This is a genomic window from Halocynthiibacter sp. SDUM655004 (assembly GCF_026015885.1).
Lineage (GTDB): Bacteria > Pseudomonadota > Alphaproteobacteria > Rhodobacterales > Rhodobacteraceae > Falsihalocynthiibacter > Falsihalocynthiibacter halioticoli.
In genome coordinates this window covers 878,598-894,445 of the sequence record NZ_JAPDUG010000002.1, presented here as the reverse complement: position 1 = coordinate 894,445, position 15,848 = coordinate 878,598, and the positions used below count along the sequence as shown (strand labels likewise).

The window sequence follows — 15,848 nt, the reverse complement described above, 5'->3', positions numbered from 1 at the left end:
GAGTGGATCGGCCTGATTTGATCCCGTGTTCGCCTTGGATGAGTACATATAGGTGGGGGAATGGGGCGGTAATTTGGCGCTAACCGTACAAAAGTTGGTAAAGTGTTAAATTCTCAGGGATTTCATCTAATCAGTTGATTCTAAACAAAATAAAAATGAGAAAAAATCTATTCAACTGGACGACTGCTGAAGCCTGTTAATAAATGTGGCCGCATTGCCCAAGTTTTTTGCGCCTTTTACTAGTGTGAAGGGCGTTTTTTTGCGACAAAGGAAACAATAAATTCATATCCGGGCAGGGCAGTAACCGCATGAAGCGGAGCTTCGGTTTCATATTTCTCGTTTGTGGGGTGTTTTTTGCCTCGCTGTCGTCGGCAGAGAATGTCGCGATTGGGAAAGATTTTACCTTTAAGCGGATTACAGTTCCCAAAAAGGGTGCTCCGCCGAAGATTACTGTACAAATTGATCCGGACGAAGTTCCGATCCGTTTAACGCCGCCTCGCGCGCGCGAAGAGTTAAAGCCGGAAAAGTATATTGAAGGCGAAGAGGTCATTCCTGCAGATCCCGAAAAGCCAGCCCTAACAAAGAAACCAAGCGGCGCCGATACGATGGCTTGGTTCTGGGCGGAGGTTTCGCCGAGCATTTCGGCATCCGGCCCAGGGCGGTTGCCCTCAGCGGTAAATCATCTGGCCAAAGCTCCTATTGGCAAGGAAGTTGTTCCACCACGTCTACAGTCGCTTCAGGATATCGCGGCTAAACACGGCACTGATATTTTGCTGGCCACAGTTGGTACCCGTGTTTCGCCTGCTTTCGTACTTGCGCTAATTTCGGTTGAGTCGGGAGGCAGAACAGACGCGACGTCGCATGCTGGTGCGAATGGCCTCATGCAGCTCATGCCCGCTACAGCAGAGCGATTTGGCGTTACAGACACTTCTGATGCAGTGCAGAACATTAAAGGTGGTGTGGCCTATCTTAATTGGTTGATGGAAAAGTTCGATAACGATCCGATTCTGGTGTTGGCGGGTTATAATGCGGGTGAGAATGCAGTGTTAGACAATAGCGGCGTCCCACCATATGCAGAAACACGTGCGTATGTTCCAAAGGTTCTTAGCGCGTGGACAGTGGCACGGGGACTATGCTTAACGCCACCTCAGCTCGTATCTGATGGATGCGTGTTTGCGGTAAAGAGCGCGAAGAAGACCGAGGACAAGGTCGATGGCTAATGAAAAACCGCTCGTTCTCGATGTCGACGGAACGTTTCTAAATACAGATATGCTGTACGAGTGTTTCTGGGCGGGCCTAGGCAAAGCGCCTCTCCAGACACTTCAGACATGCCTACAAGATTTTGGCGACCGCGCGCGTTTGAAACAGAAGCTTGCACAGATTGCCAACCTGCGTACGGAACTGCTTCCAGTGAACGCAGAGGTCAACGAACTGGCCAAAGTTGCGGCATCACACGGATGCGATATTATTCTGGCGTCAGCTTCTGATGAACAACTTGTTAGAAAGCTGGCCAAGGAACATGAGTTTAGCGCCGAAGTAATCGCTTCTGATGGCGTAACAAACATGAAAGGCGCGGTGAAGGCCGATGCTTTGGTCGCGCGTTATGGTGAAAAAGGGTTCCACTACGCTGGGAATGAAGCTGTGGATATCCCGATTTGGGAGAAGGCAGATGGCGCAATCGTTGTTGGGCAGCCCAAAATCGCGGAGAAGCTTCAGCAAGCGGGGCACAGCGTCGCTGAAGTTAAGAACAGCGTTAGTCTCAAAGATATCTACCGCTCTATGCGACCGCACCAATGGGTCAAAAACATTCTTATGGTGCTTCCTCTAATCGCAGCACATCAGTTCGATTTGCAATCTTGGTTGCTAGTACTGCTCGGTATGATCGCATTCAGCGCCGCCGCATCTTCGATCTATCTGGTGAATGATTTGCTCGATCTTGAAGCTGACAGGCTTCACGTCAAGAAATGCAAACGCCCGTTCGCCGCAGGTTTGGTGCCGATAAAATATGGAATGCTAGGCTTTGTAGTTCTTGCGGGAATTGCGCTGGGCGTTGGAGCGGCGCTTGGACCGGCGTTCTTGGGTGTCATCCTGCTTTATGTTGCTCTGTCGCTGGCTTATTCCATGCGGCTGAAGCGTATGCGGTGGATTGATATCGCCGTTTTGGCGGCTCTATATACCTTACGCGTTGTTGCTGGTGCGGCGGCGGTGGGGGTCGAGACCTCCGGCTATATGCTACTATTCATATTGCCGATCTTCCTCACGCTCGGTTGCGTGAAGCGTCTCACCGAACTTACTCTTGCAACAAATGAAGAGCGCCTGCCCGGCCGCGGCTATGGCCGCAATGATCGCAGCGATCTGGTCAATGTCGGTAGTCTTGGCATTGTTGGAGCGCTTTTGCTTTTCTTCTTTTATAGCATGTCAGACCACGCCCTAAGCCTTTATCCGATCCAGTGGTTGCTGTGGCTTGCGCTTGTGCCAATTGCGATTTGGCTGATCCGAATGCTTGTTCTCGGGTATCAAGGCAAACAGGATCACGATCCAATCGTCTTTGCTCTCACCGATAAAATCGGGTTGGGCATCCTGTTTTTCACGCTGTCGCTGATGTTCTATGCGGCAGGGCTTTGGCAACGCTGGTTCCAGATCTGGGCGGGCTAGATCGACATTTTCTTGAAGATTGGCTCTGGGATCGAGCGAATGATGAGCATAATGTACCGCCAAAAGAAGGGCGTATAGATTGTGTTGCGCTTCTTCTTTACGGCCTTGTGAATTTCGTCTGCGATATCCTCTGGCTTTGCAACAAGGAACATTCCTTCGATGCCCCAGGTCATCGCCGTATCCACAAAACCTGGTTTTACGGTGACAACATGACCGCCGCTTCGAGTAAGCCGATTTCGCAATCCGGAAAGATAAGTGTGAAACCCTGCCTTGGCCGCGCCATAGACGTAGTTTCCAACGCGACCACGGTCTCCAGCAACAGATCCCACGCCAACAACCGTCCCTCCATCGCGTGCTTCAAGTTCGGGCGCGATAGTCTGCAAGAATTTTGCAGGGCCGGTGAAGCTGTCGGTGACAACACCATCAATTAGGCTTGGATCATCATCAATTTCGGATTGATCGGGCATTGAGCCGACAAAACAGGCGACATTTATTGTGCCCTCTTCTTTGATCGCGTCTTTGATGATCGCACCAAATGTTTTTTCATCACGAACATCAAGCTTCGCAGCCTTTGCAGAGCGCGCACCGCGAATCTCGCAATCAGTAGCAAGCGCAGCCAGTTCCTTTGTATTCCGACCGGCGAGAATGACAGCAGCTCCCGTTTCGCTAACTTTACGGGCATATGCGCGTGCCATCGAAGAGGTCGCGCCGAGTATAATCCATGTTTCGTTCATTCTGCGCTCCTCAGGTTCAGGCGGCGAACTAGGTCTGTAGCTAGGTTTCTGTCCGGATCGGTTTTTTCAACTGCTTTGCGCCAATCTGAGTAGTCTGGGTACATGTCGGCAATTTTGTCGCCTTTGGAGAGCGAGTCTTTCGCGAAGTAAATACGGCCTCCAGCCTCAACAGCCATCGCTTCAAGGCGGGGAATGAGAACGCGCGCGGCTTCTGTATTCGGAAAATCCACAGCGAGCGTATAGCCCTCGATCGGGAAGGACAGGTATCCTCCGCGTCCTTCACCCATACGCTTTAATACTGCAAGCGGGCTTGCGAGGCCGGAATTTGCGATCAATTGAAGTATTTCGCGTAATGCAGCAGCACTGTTGATCGGAACAACACATTGGAATTGGTGAAAACCATTCTTGCCATAGAGGCGGTTCCAATCGTGAATTTTATCAAGCGGAAAGAAGAAATCAGAGATTGGCTTAACCAAAGTGCGCCCGTGTTCTGGAACACGTCGATAATAGAGCCAGTTGAATAGCTTCACGATCGGAGCGGAAAGCGCGAATTTGGGCGCATTGAAAGGAACTGATTTCGAACGGCCAGGAGAAGGAACAAGGCCAGAACCTGTTTCGCCTTCTTCAAGTATCCCGCGCCCAAGCGCGCTTCCCTTGGCTGTCGCGTCGATCCAACCAACGGTATATGTCGCTTCGGAGCCGTCCAACAGGGTTAGAAACTCGTCAAACCCTTCGACACGCCTTTCGGTGACCATCATCACGTCGCCTTTGCAGGGCAACATGATAATTTCGGCCGCCACAATGATCCCTGTCTGCCCGAGGCCTCCGACCGTCGCCTTGAACAAGCCTGCGTCTCTGTCCGGTTTAATCTTGCGTGATTTTCCATTGATTAGCAGTGTGATCGAGGCGAGGTGCTGGCCAAAGCTGCCAATATGGTGGTGGTTCTTGCCATGCACATCCATCGCAATGGCTCCGCCGACCGTTGCAAAGCCGGTTCCGGGCAAGACAGGAGGCAGCCAACCGCGCGGTGCAAATAAACGGGTGATTTCGCCAAGCTCGACACCAGCTTCGACACTCAAAACTCCAGTCTCATCGTCGAAGGCGAGAAACTTGTCGAGGCGCGTCATATCAAGCGCGCGACCATCGTCATTTAACGCCGCATCACCATAGGAGCGCCGATTGCCCATGGCTGGAACCGCGCCGTCTGCCAAAACTTCGGCGAGTTCGCTGGACTTTTCGGGGCGTGCAATCTCGCACATAGCTGACAGCGCGCGCCCCCAGCCGTGGATAGTATCATTTTTCCAGCGCATAAGGCCCTCTTTTTGAAATACGTTCGGCGAGCGGGAAGATAGCCAGCCCAAGAGCAATGGCAAACCAGAGCGTGGTCAATCGGATCACTGCTGTTGCAGGAACGCTCAAGGAGATTGGAACCCCTTCGAGGCTCAATAGCGCGATCATTGCTGCCTCTGCGCCACCTATTCCGCCCGGTGCGCCAGTCAATCCGCCGGCGAGTGTGGAGAAGACGAAAATTACGATGCACGTGGCAAGGCCAATGTCTGCGCCCATCCATTGCAACAAAATGAAAAAGGCATAACCCTCGGCAAACCAGCCAGCCAATCCGCACAGCAAAGTCATCGCGACGGTAGGAAAGTGCGAAAACTGCGCGAGTGTTTGTGAAGCCCGACGTACTCGAACGAAAAATCGAGGGAAAACACCCGTGATGCGATAGAATCTCGTCACGCACGCGCTGAAAATACGAGGGTTGGTTGCAATGATGGCCGCAATAATCGCGAACGCTGCCACCACAATTGCCCCTTTGGGCCCGCCCGCAGCAAAGACAAGTGCAATCGCCAGCAATATCGCCATCGCGGACAAATCGCTTGCGCGGTCAACAATTGCAAGCGGTGCCGTGCGTTCTGGGCTTGCGCCCGTTTCGCGCCCAATCCAGCGTATTCGAACTAACTCACCAACACGAGCTGGTGTAACACTCATTGCGAACCCGCCAAAGAAATGCCGTAGGGATTGAAACAGAGAAAGCGGGAGATCCAATCGATGTGCAAATACGTGCCACCGTATTCCACGCAATCCGTAATTCGCGAGAGATAGCAGTAACAAAAGAGAAATTTGCCAAAACGTCAGGCTCTCGAGGTGAGATAGAGTTTCTTCCCAGCCAGTCGCCGCAGCGAGGCCGATAAGGCCTATCAATACCAAGAGCAACAAGCCCGCAAACATCACCGGATCGCGCCACTTGGACGTGAATACAGTGGTTGCAAATGTCTTAATATCGCTTTTGGTGCGCATCACTATCATTCGGGCGGAGTAAAATGAAATTCAGGCAGGATTGTGAACCTACGGTGTTGATGCCCGAAAACTTGATCGACTATTGCACAAATACATCCGCCCATTCGGGATGTTTTTGGGCCTGTGCGGCAACATAGGAACACTGAGGAATGATCTTTCTTCCGTCAGTGCGCGCATTTTCTACCAGGCGTTCGACCAGCTTTAGCGCGACGCCCTGTCCGCGCCACTCCGCAGGGACCAAGGTATGGTCAGCCAGTATCTTGCCATCAGACAGCAAAGAAAACGTTAGTTCAGCAATACCATCAGGTCTGGAAACCACGTAGCGGCCGCGGTTTCCAGTTGTTTCAAGTCTTATTTCGATTTCAGACAAGAGTTGCCTCAGTCGAAGCGCGAACCTCTTCTTCTGTTACGCCGTCCGCAAGTTCCACAAGCTTTAGCCCACCTTCGACAACGTCAAACACGCCAAGGTTTGTGATGATGCGATCCACCACGTTCTTACCAGTCAACGGAAGGGTGCATTCCTTTAAGAGCTTGCTGTCGCCGTGCTTGCTTGTGTGATCCATCACAACAACAACGCGGCCCACGCCAGCAACAAGGTCCATCGCGCCGCCCATTCCTTTGACAAGCTTTCCGGGGATCATCCAGTTTGCAAGATCACCGTTTTCGGCGACTTCCATTGCGCCGAGAATCGCCATTGCGATCTTTCCACCTCGGATCATTCCGAAGCTCTGTGCGCTGTCGAAATAGGCTGTTTGGGGAAGTTCCGTGATGGTTTGCTTACCAGCATTGATGAGGTCTGCATCCTCTTCGCCTGCAATAGGGAAGGGGCCCATGCCAAGCATTCCGTTCTCACTCTGAAGCGTTACCTCAATCCCATCTGGAATGTGGTTTGAAACGAGCGTTGGGATGCCGATTCCGAGATTCACATACCAACCGTCTTGCAGTTCTTGTGCGGCGCGTGCCGCCATTTGATTGCGATCCCACATGTTTTAGGCCTCCCGCACTGTACGTTGCTCAATACGTTTTTCGTGTTCACCCTGAATCAGGCGATGCACGTAGATACCCGGCAAGTGAATGGAATCCGGATCAAGGCTGCCCGTTGGCACGATCTCTTCCACTTCAACAACACAGACTTTCCCGCACATTGCAGCTGGTGGGTTGAAATTGCGCGCGGTCTTCCGGAAGACAAGGTTGCCTGTTTCGTCGGCCTTCCAGGCCTTCACCAAAGCTAGATCGGCAAAAATGCCTTCTTCCAGGATATATGTCTCGCCGCGGAACTCTTTGTGCTCTTTGCCTTCCGCAATCACGGTTCCCACGCCCGTTTTTGTATAGAAGCCAGGGATTCCGCAGCCACCCGCGCGCATCCGTTCCGCGAGTGTGCCCTGTGGGTTGAACTCAAGTTCAAGCTCACCAGAAAGATACTGGCGCATGAATTCCGCGTTTTCACCCACATAGGAGCTGATCATCTTTTTGACCTGCTTCGTTTGGAGGAGGATGCCAATGCCAAAATCATCTACACCCGCGTTGTTGCTCGCAAAGGTAAGGTCTTTGGTGCCTGCGTCGCGAACCGCGCCCAGCAAAAGTTCTGGAATGCCGCAAAGGCCAAAACCGCCCGCTGCGATGAACATCCCGTCAAACAGCAAGCCATCAAGGGCCTCCGCTGCTGAGCCGTAAATCTTCTTCATGTTTTCCTCCTGCAAGCTATCTCGCGTGATATTTGACGGAGTCCTTCACAGTGTCAATCACTTTGCTGCATTGCAGAAAAAGGCCGCGCCAGTTTCCTGACGCGGCCCAATCAAAATTCTAGCGTTACAGCGGTTAACTGTCGCTATCGTCTTTGGTTTTCTTTTTCGCTGCCGGCTTTTTCTTCGCGGGCGCTTTTTTAGCTGTCGTTTTCTTGGCTGCAGGTTTCTTCGCCGCCTTTTTTCGACCACCTTTTTTCGCGGCCTTTTCGGCGATCCACTGAACTGCTTGCTCCATCGTGACGTCGGCTGGTTCTACGTCTTTTGGAATAGTCGCGTTGATTTTGGCCCACTTCACGTAGGGGCCGTATCGACCTTCCATAACGTTTACCGGACCGCCTTCATCTGGATGCTCGCCAAGCTCCTTGAGCGGTTTGGCTGCCGCACCGCGGCCGGTCTTTGCAGCTTTTTGCGCCAAAACTTCAACAGCGCGGTTCATGCCAATCGTGAACACTTCGTCAACATCGGGAATATTTGCGTAGACCCGCCCGTGCTTCACATAGGGGCCATACCGTCCAATGCTGGATTCAACCATCTCACCGTCTTCCGGATGAGGGCCAATCTCGCGAGGTAGCGAGAGCAGCATCAACGCTTTTTCAAGCGTCATCGCGTCCGGCGCCCATGTTTTCGGTAGACTCGCGCGGGGTGGCTTATTGTTGTCTTCGGTAACCTCGCCACGCTGAACATATGGACCAAAACGGCCAGAGCGCAGGCTGATCTCGTCATCACCATCCATACCAAGAACACGGTCACCGCTCGCGTCGCCTTCGCCACCGATTGGTCGCGTGTAACGGCACTCAGGATAGTTACCACAACCGACAAAACCGCCGGATTTCGAAGTCTTCAGGTGCAGTTTTCCTTCGCCGCAAAGAGGGCAGGTGCGTGGATCCGATCCATCCTCACGTGGCGGATAGAGGGTTGGCGCAAGAACATCGTCGAGGGTGTCGAGCACCTCGGAGATGCGCAGCTCGCTCGTTTCGCCAATTGCGGCTGAGAAATCTTTCCAGAATTGGCGGAGGACTTCTTTGTAGTCCCGATCGCCTGCAGATACATCGTCTAGCTCGGCCTCAAGGCCGGCTGTGAAATCGTATCCAACGTATTTGCGGAAATAGTTCGTTAAGAAAACCGTAACAATCCGCCCTTTGTCCTCCGGAATGAGCCGGTTCTTCTCTTTGCGAACATACTCACGGTCCTGAATGGTGGTGACGATGCTTGCGTATGTAGACGGGCGCCCGATTCCGAGCTCTTCCATGCGCTTCACGAGCGTCGCTTCTGTGAAGCGGGGAGGAGGCTGGGTGAAATGCTGCTGCCCCAGAACTGCGCCATCGTCTGTTAGGATAGCCCCCGCGTTGCGACGCATGCCCTCAACGGCTGGTGCAGTGATCTTGCTGTCGGATTTCTCACCTTTGGCAAAATCTGTTTCGAGGCCCGCGTTTACGAGCTTGGTTGCATCGCCCTCGGCGATTTGCGGCAGACGCTTTTCGTCTTCGTCATCAACGTCATCACGGCCTTCGGTGTAAACCTTCATAAAGCCGTCAAATACGACGACTTGTCCGGTCGAACGAAGCATGACCTGTTCGTCCTCGCTCCCGATATCGACAGTCGTGCGTTCAAGTTTAGCGCCGGCCATCTGGCTTGCGAGTGTCCGCTTCCAGATCAGATCATAGAGTTTCCGCTGATCTGCTTCGAGCTTGGCAAGTTGGCCGGCATCGAGTTTCATATCGGTCGGGCGGATACACTCGTGTGCTTCCTGCGCATTTTTCGCTTTGTTCTTATAAACGCGAGGCTCGGACGGAATATACTTGTCGCCATAGCGTTCAACGATTGCATCTCGTGCCGCCGCGACTGCTTCGGGCGCCATATCGATACCGTCGGTACGCATATATGTGATGTAACCAGCTTCATAGAGGCGTTGCGCAGTGCTCATTGTCTGGCGTGCACCAAATCCGAACTTGCGGCTCGCTTCCTGCTGCAAAGTCGATGTCATAAACGGCGCAGAGGGGCTGCGGTTTGCTGGTTTTGCCTCAACACGTTGAACCGAAAGCGCACGGCTATGAACTGCCTGAACCGCCAATTCCGCAGCCGTTGCATTCGCAAGGTCAAATTTGTCGAGCTTCTTGCCACCAAGAACTGTTAGGCGTGCTTCGAACTCTTGCCCGCGCGGCGTGGCGAGCATTGCTTTAACGCTCCAGTACTCGCGCGGATCAAAGGCCTCAATTTCCTGTTCGCGCTCAACGATTAGGCGCAAGCAGACAGATTGAACACGCCCAGCCGATTTGGCGCCGGGCAGTTTGCGCCAAAGCACCGGCGAAAGGTTGAAGCCCACAAGGTAATCCAACGCACGACGTGCGAGATAAGCTTCGACGAGTGGCGCATCAACTTGGCGTGGATGTTCCATTGCTTCGGTGATGGCGGATTTTGTAATCGCGTTAAAAACAACACGGCTAACAGGCGTTGTTTTCTTGATCGCTTTGCGTTTGGTCAAGGCTTCTTGAAGGTGCCAAGAAATCGCTTCTCCCTCGCGATCAGGGTCGGTTGCGAGGATCAGTTCGTTATCGTCGGCAAGCGCATCGGCGATTGCTTTGACGTGTTTACGACTGTCGTAGCCAACTTCCCATTTCATGTCGAAATCGGAGTCTGGATCAACTGAACCGTCTTTTGGCGGAAGGTCCCTTACGTGACCATAGCTCGCGAGTACGGTGTAATCGTCACCTAGATATTTGTTAATTGTCTTGGCTTTAGCCGGAGATTCGACAACGACGACGGGCATAAAATTCCTCTCGACTCACAGGGAGCATATGGCGGCGCAAGATGTGGGTGCTTCGAGTGAATTGTCAATGCACAGTTAAGTATGAATTACCCCACGCGCATCAAATACCCCCCTGGAGCACGCTCAATTCGTCCCTCAACCTCCAGCGAAACGAGTTCTGCCGTGACGTGGTGGGCTGGCTGCGCTAGGTCGCGAATGAGTTGGTCTTCGGCAAGGGGGCTTGGTCCGAGTCGCTCGAGAATTTGACGGTGGAGATCGGCGCTTTCCGCGATTGTGTTTTGTGTGCAAGATTGTTCATCTGGTTCGGCTTGTTCCGCCACAGTCATTGGCTCTTCCAAAGCATCAGCAACTTGCTCAAGTATATCATCGACATTTCGGATAAGAGCTGCGCCATCGCGAATTAGCATATTGCTCCCTGTGGCGCGCGCGTCAAAGGGGTGTCCCGGAACGGCCATAACTTCGCGCCCTTGATCCAAAGCGTTTCTAGCTGTGATTAAAGTTCCGGATCGCGCCGCCGCTTCTACAACAACAAGCCCGATGGATAGCCCCGAGATTATGCGGTTCCGTTTCGGAAAATGCCTCGCTTGCGGTGCTACTCCAATCGGATCTTCTGATATGCGGAGGCCTTTTGCGCCAATCTCCCAGAACAATTCGGTGTTTTCTTTGGGATAGATTTTATCCACACCACCAGCCTGAACCGCGATTGTTCCGCCTTCAAGCGCCGCTTTATGACAGGCGGCGTCTATGCCGCGGGCAAGCCCGGAAACAACAATCAGCCCTTGCTGCGAAAGCCCCTCGGACAGCTTTCGCGCCATGCGCTCTCCGAGCGAAGATGCATTTCGGGCGCCGACAATGCCAATTTTGGGCCGTTTAAGCAGAGAGATATCGCCAATTGCCCAGAATAGTGGAGGAGCATCGGCGATGTTTGCCAATTCCTTGGGATAGTCGGCTTCTCCTCTGCAGATCATTCGCGCACCGGCTTTGCGCGCCGCAGCAAACTCGTTCTCGATGTCTTTCAGTGGCGCAATTGCGTAGTCGGTAACTCCTGCAGCGCGCGCTACCTCTGGCAAGACCTCAAGCGCACGCTCGGCTGTCTCGTTCTCCTGCATCAATCGATAGAACGTCGAAATGCCGACCCTGCGTGAACGCAAAAGACGGAGCCATGACAACCGCGCATCCTCTGAAGTGGGTGGGGTGAGGGGTGTCAAAGAGGAAACGCTGTCTTCGTCCATCATGGCTCCGTCGGTTTGCATCCCGACATTAGGACCACGATGGTTAATGAATGGTGAACATTTCCGCAGGCATTCTAAAAATACCTTCTAGGCCGCCGAGCCGCCCACAGTTATCCCCCCGATCATGAGCGTTGGCTGTCCGACGCCAACCGGCACCCATTGTCCGGCTTTCCCACAATTCCCGATACCCGGATCGAGCTTCATATCATTGCCAATCGCGCGGATTTTCTTCATGGCCGTGGGGCCGTCGCCAATGAGTGTCGCGCCTTTGACGGGCTCACCGACCACTCCGTTTTTGACGCGGTAGGCTTCAGTGCAGGAAAACACAAACTTACCAGAGGTGATATCAACCTGTCCGCCGCCAAACCCGACTGCATAAATTCCGTCTTTTAGGTCCGCGACAATGTCGCTTGGGGCGCTGTCTCCGCCAAGCATATATGTGTTGGTCATACGCGGCATCGGCGTGTGAGCATAGCTTTCGCGACGACCATTGCCCGTTTCTGGAACGCCCATAAGCCGCGCGTTTTGTCGGTCTTGCATATAGCCAACCAGCACGCCGTCCTCGATCAGAACGTTTTTGCCGCTGGGCGTGCCCTCATCATCGAAGGTAATAGAGCCGCGCCGATCTGGAATAGTTCCATCATCAAGGACCGTCACACCTTTGGCCGCGACCTGCTGCCCCACGAGGCCGGAAAAGGCGGAGCTTCCCTTGCGGTTAAAGTCTCCTTCGAGGCCATGCCCGACAGCTTCATGCAGCAGGATCCCAGGCCAGCCAGAGCCAAGGACAATGTCCATAACACCCGCAGGGGCAGGGACCGCACGAAGGTTAACAAGCGCAATACGCAAAGCTTCACGAGCGACAGACTGCCAGTGCTCGGTTTCCAAGAGTCCAGAGAGCGAAGCGCGCCCGCCGCCACCCATGCCTCCGCTTTCGCGACGACCGTTTTCCTCGACTATGACGCTGATATTCAAACGACTCATCGGGCGGGCATCGCGCACGTGATGCCCATCGGGGCGGAGGATTTCAACTTCTTGCATGGACGCAGCAAGGGTTGCAGAAACTTGAATAACGCGCTTGTCGAGCCCGCGTGTGAAAGCATCAATTTCCTTGAGCAGATCAATTTTAACAGGAAAAGCAGCCTGCGCGATGGGATCATCGTCGCTATAAAGTTTGCGGTTGGTCTGTTTTGGCGCAGGGGCCATAGCGCCACCTCCGTCACCAACAGCTAGGCGAGCTGTCTCTGATGCTCTCCGAATTGCGGATTCGGTCATTTCGGTGGAATGCGCATAGCCGGATGTCTCGCCACGTACAGCGCGTAATCCAAATCCTTCGCTTGCGTCATAACTCGCAGTTTTTACCCGCCCATCATCAAATACGATGGCCTCCGAACTCTTTCGCTCGAGAAATAGTTCGCCATCATCCGCTCCTGCACAAGTTTCCTTGAGAATTCCCAGAGTTGAGTCGATGTCCAACGAGGTTTCAAAAGGGCGAAAACGCGTATTTGACATAGAAAAACTCCGGTAATTGACGCATAAAAGCGACATGGTGGTTCAAAGCCACGTGGAAAGATGCTTGTTCTGTTGCGTCTAATATGGTTTTTGGCGCAGCAAAGACAATGGGATTCCGACCGTTTGGGCGGGAGTAAGATGTGAGCAGAGCAAATCTGCTTTGTGCGAACAGGAAATGACTATGCGATTTTTGACCAAGATTTCAGGCCTTTCAGCGATTGCGCTGGCAGCAGCAGGCGCAGCAAACGCGCAAGATTCGTTGGGAAACCTAGAGGTTATCGGTAAGCCCACAGAAAAATCGCTTGGCTTCCAACCCGCCGCAACTGAGCTGGCCCGCGATCTTCAGGGTCTAGACAACATGATCCTCGTGATCATCACCGCGATCGTCATTTTTGTGACCGCGCTGATTATCTGGATTATGATTCGCTATAATTCCAAAACAAACCCGAAGCCTGCGACGTTCACACATAACTCGCCGCTCGAAGTTGCTTGGACGCTGATCCCGATTTTGATTCTCGTATTCATCGGTGCGTTCTCGCTGCCGGTTCTGTTCAAGCAACAGACAATTCCAACGGCTGACGTAACAATCAAGGCAACTGGTTACCAATGGTACTGGGGTTATGAGTATGTCGACCATGAGTTTGGCTTTGACTCATACATGCTTGGTCACCCTGCAACGCTTACCGACGACGATGATGGCGTGGAGCCATTCGTTCGCAGCGCAGATATGGACGCGCTTCTGGAGCGTAATGGCTATGCAAGCGAGGACTTCCTTCTTGCGACGGACACAGCTCTCGTTATTCCGGTTGGCAAAACAATCGTAATTCAAGTTACTGGTGCCGACGTGATCCACAGCTGGGCAATCCCGGCGTTCGGTGTGAAGCAAGATGGCGTACCTGGTCGCCTGGCTGAACTTTGGTTCACTGCTGAGAAAGAGGGCGTTTACTTTGGTCAGTGTTCCGAGCTTTGCGGCAAGGACCACAGCTACATGCCAATCACAGTCAAAGTTGTAAGCGAAGAAGCTTACCAAAACTGGCTGGTTGACGCCAAAGAGGAATATGCAGGTCTGGATACGCCACTCACACTGGCATCCAAGTAACGGCAGTTCTTTGAGAAGGGTGTGGCTCCTAATATCGGGGCCACGTCCGTTTTTTTGATGATCCGACCTCGATAGGGCCAGCATGAGCGACGCAAGCCTACAATCAAATGTAACCACACCTGCTGGTGATGCAGGTTTCCGCGATTTCGTTGCGCTTTTGAAGCCGCGCGTAATGTCGCTTGTGGTTTTCACGGCCTTGGTCGGGATTCTGGTTGCACCCAATCCGGTTCATCCGTTTGTGGCGTTTACGTCGATCTTGTTTATCGCACTTGGTGGCGGTGCTTCTGGCGCGCTCAACATGTGGTGGGACGCAGATATTGACCGGATCATGAAGCGCACGCAGAAGCGCCCCATTCCGGCAGGTAAAATTGCAGAAGGCGAGGCGCTGGGCTTTGGTATCGCGCTGTCCGGCATTTCGGTTGTCATGCTTGCGCTTGCTGCAAATATTGTTGCCGGACTGCTCCTGGCGTTTACGATCTTTTTCTACGTGGTCATCTATACCATGTGGCTCAAGCGCTGGACGCCACAGAACATCGTGATTGGTGGCGCCGCTGGTGCTTTCCCTCCAATGATCGGGTGGGCCGTTGCGACCGGTGGAGTTTCGATTGAAAGCATTCTGATGTTTGCGCTTACGTTCATGTGGACACCTCCACACTTCTGGGCGCTCGCGCTGTTCATGAATGACGACTACACCAAAGCCGAAGTGCCGATGCTCACTGTAACGCATGGCCGCAAATCTACGCGTAAACACATTCTGGTTTATACGCTTTTACTTGCGCCTGTCGCGCTTGCGACGAGCTTCACATCTATCGGTGGGCCGATCTATTTCGCAGTTTCACTTGTCTTGAATCTGTTGTTCATCCGCGGAGCCATTAAAATCTGGCGCCGTGACGAAGATGAGGCCCAAGCTGACAAGTATCTGGCGGAGCGTAAGTTCTTTAAACTATCGCTTTATTACCTATTCCTGCATTTCACGGCACTGCTCTTGCAATCGGCTCTGGGCGTGACTTGGGGAGGTTTCTGATGGCGCCCAAAGTTGAACATGAAATGCACTATCGCCGACTTGGTCGGAACGTAGGTCTTGGCCTCTCGCTTTTTGCTTTCGTTGCTATTGTCTTTTGGCTGACGCTTGCAAAAGTTCAGCGCGGAGAACCTGTGGAGGCGTTTGACCATACCGCTCGCCCATCCCTTGAAACACAGGACTCTGGCAACTGATGGCGATGAAATCGACACATAAAACCGCGCTACAAGCATTCGCCGTCGTCTTTACGATGGGCTCGCTAGCTTGGGCGTCTGTGCCATTCTATGACTGGTTCTGTAGGGTTACTGGATTTGGCGGCACAACTTCTGTGTCAGCTGTTGGGTCCGACGAAGTCCTCGACCAAACAATCACCGTTCGTTTTGATGCTTCGCTAGACCGCGATATGCCATGGACCTTCAAGCCTGTTGTTCGACAGATGGAGATCAACATCGGCGAAACCGGTCTTGCCTTTTACGAAGCGCACAACCCGACGGACCGCCGTGTTGCTGGGTCTGCGACCTACAATGTTGCCCCCTATGAAGCGGGTGGCTTTTTCACGAAAATCGACTGTTTTTGCTTTACCGAACAAGTGCTCGAACCGGGTGAAACCGTTATGATGCCGGTGAGCTTTTACGTCGATCCCGAAATCGTTTCGGATAGAGATGCAAAATACGTGCATCACATAACCCTATCCTATACGTTTTATGAAACCGAACTGCCTAAAGATGTGGCGAGCCTCTCGACCACACCAAAGGCTGATGTTAACTAAGTCCCAAACAGGGGAT

The 15,848-nt window shown here is 53.0% G+C and carries 15 protein-coding genes; 6 read left to right on the top strand and 9 right to left on the bottom strand.

Annotated elements, in window-relative coordinates:
- Positions 1-308 precede the first annotated feature (308 nt).
- A complete protein-coding gene (locus tag N9C89_RS11945; protein WP_263954116.1) occupies positions 309-1,220 on the top strand; it encodes a lytic transglycosylase domain-containing protein in 912 nt (303 codons plus the stop codon).
- Positions 1,213-2,655 carry a UbiA family prenyltransferase gene (locus N9C89_RS11940; RefSeq protein ID WP_263954115.1) on the top strand — a complete coding sequence of 481 codons (1,443 nt, stop codon included), beginning with the start codon at positions 1,213-1,215 and terminating at the stop codon, positions 2,653-2,655. Before N9C89_RS11945 ends, N9C89_RS11940 begins: the two co-directional genes overlap by 8 nt.
- Here the strand turns inward: N9C89_RS11940 and N9C89_RS11935 are convergent.
- From N9C89_RS11935 to tldD, 9 genes are all read right to left on the bottom strand, one after another.
- On the bottom strand, positions 2,652-3,389 hold the full coding sequence (locus N9C89_RS11935) for an SDR family oxidoreductase (protein WP_263954114.1): 738 nt from the start codon (positions 3,387-3,389) through the stop codon (positions 2,652-2,654). The genes N9C89_RS11940 and N9C89_RS11935 overlap by 4 nt on opposite strands.
- Positions 3,386-4,699 (bottom strand): FAD-binding oxidoreductase, encoded by a 1,314-nt coding sequence (locus N9C89_RS11930; RefSeq protein WP_263954113.1) that lies wholly within the window; start codon positions 4,697-4,699, stop codon positions 3,386-3,388. The genes N9C89_RS11935 and N9C89_RS11930 overlap by 4 nt, the downstream gene beginning before the upstream one ends.
- Positions 4,683-5,690, bottom strand: a complete 1,008-nt coding sequence (locus tag N9C89_RS11925) for a lysylphosphatidylglycerol synthase transmembrane domain-containing protein (protein WP_263954112.1) — start codon at positions 5,688-5,690, stop codon at positions 4,683-4,685. The genes N9C89_RS11930 and N9C89_RS11925 overlap by 17 nt, the downstream gene beginning before the upstream one ends.
- A gap of 79 nt (positions 5,691-5,769) precedes the next feature.
- Complete coding sequence (locus N9C89_RS11920) at positions 5,770-6,060, bottom strand: GNAT family N-acetyltransferase (RefSeq protein ID WP_263954111.1); 291 nt, start codon at positions 6,058-6,060, stop codon at positions 5,770-5,772.
- Positions 6,053-6,676, bottom strand: a complete 624-nt coding sequence (locus N9C89_RS11915; protein ID WP_263954110.1) for a CoA transferase subunit B — start codon at positions 6,674-6,676, stop codon at positions 6,053-6,055. Before N9C89_RS11915 ends, N9C89_RS11920 begins: the two co-directional genes overlap by 8 nt.
- Positions 6,677-6,679: 3 nt before the next feature.
- Positions 6,680-7,375: a CoA transferase subunit A gene (locus tag N9C89_RS11910; protein ID WP_263954108.1), complete on the bottom strand. Its 696-nt coding sequence runs from the start codon at positions 7,373-7,375 to the stop codon at positions 6,680-6,682.
- A gap of 133 nt (positions 7,376-7,508) precedes the next feature.
- Entirely contained in the window at positions 7,509-10,202 is a 2,694-nt protein-coding gene (topA, locus tag N9C89_RS11905) for a type I DNA topoisomerase (RefSeq protein ID WP_263954107.1), read from the bottom strand.
- An 86-nt stretch (positions 10,203-10,288) separates the two neighbouring features.
- Positions 10,289-11,455: a DNA-processing protein DprA gene (dprA, locus tag N9C89_RS11900; protein WP_263954106.1), complete on the bottom strand. Its 1,167-nt coding sequence runs from the start codon at positions 11,453-11,455 to the stop codon at positions 10,289-10,291.
- 66 nt (positions 11,456-11,521) lie between these two features.
- Positions 11,522-12,943, bottom strand: a complete 1,422-nt coding sequence (gene tldD, locus N9C89_RS11895) for a metalloprotease TldD (protein WP_263954105.1) — start codon at positions 12,941-12,943, stop codon at positions 11,522-11,524.
- 181 nt (positions 12,944-13,124) lie between these two features.
- Here tldD and coxB point away from each other — a divergent pair, with 181 nt between their 5' ends.
- From coxB to N9C89_RS11875, 4 genes are all read left to right on the top strand, one after another.
- A complete protein-coding gene (gene coxB, locus N9C89_RS11890) occupies positions 13,125-14,042 on the top strand; it encodes a cytochrome c oxidase subunit II (RefSeq protein ID WP_263954104.1) in 918 nt (305 codons plus the stop codon).
- A gap of 82 nt (positions 14,043-14,124) precedes the next feature.
- Entirely contained in the window at positions 14,125-15,066 is a 942-nt protein-coding gene (gene cyoE, locus N9C89_RS11885) for a heme o synthase (protein ID WP_263954103.1), read from the top strand.
- Complete coding sequence (locus tag N9C89_RS11880) at positions 15,066-15,257, top strand: hypothetical protein (RefSeq protein ID WP_263954102.1); 192 nt, start codon at positions 15,066-15,068, stop codon at positions 15,255-15,257. Before cyoE ends, N9C89_RS11880 begins: the two co-directional genes overlap by 1 nt.
- Positions 15,257-15,832, top strand: a complete 576-nt coding sequence (locus N9C89_RS11875) for a cytochrome c oxidase assembly protein (protein WP_263954101.1) — start codon at positions 15,257-15,259, stop codon at positions 15,830-15,832. The genes N9C89_RS11880 and N9C89_RS11875 overlap by 1 nt, the downstream gene beginning before the upstream one ends.
- Positions 15,833-15,848: the final 16 nt, after the last annotated feature.